Source organism: Ferrovum myxofaciens, assembly GCF_000735045.1.
Lineage (GTDB): Bacteria > Pseudomonadota > Gammaproteobacteria > Burkholderiales > Ferrovaceae > Ferrovum > Ferrovum myxofaciens.
This window is the reverse complement of the sequence record NZ_JPOQ01000569.1, coordinates 1-310: the sequence shown is the minus strand read 5'-3', so window position 1 is coordinate 310 and position 310 is coordinate 1. Positions and strand designations below refer to the sequence as shown.

Here is a 310-nt window from a genome sequence, read left to right as displayed (position 1 = left end):
TTGGCATCATCAAACAATATATCGAGCAACAGCAAACGCCACTATAGGAAACGAAGATGGATGCCTTCGGCATCCGCGCTATTCATCCCCGCCCTGAACGACGGGGCTTTTCGCGCAGTCCGGTAAATTTTATGGAACGAATATGTCGTATAACCCCATGATTTATTGGCAATGAGCCGGTAGACTGGGTGTCCGGGGCAGGAGGCGGAGTATTGCCTTCCCCACCCAAGTCACTGAAGGCCAGTTGGAGGCTGTATAGGTCGGGGTTGCGGCGTTCCGACTTCTGACCGAAAAGATGGCGTCTAAACCA

1 protein-coding gene is annotated in these 310 nt (G+C 52.6%); it reads right to left on the bottom strand.

Annotated elements, in window-relative coordinates:
• Positions 1 to 82: 82 nt before the first annotated feature.
• On the bottom strand, positions 83 to 310 hold a 228-nt coding region (locus IV91_RS19450), incomplete at its 5' end, for a hypothetical protein (protein ID WP_150112542.1).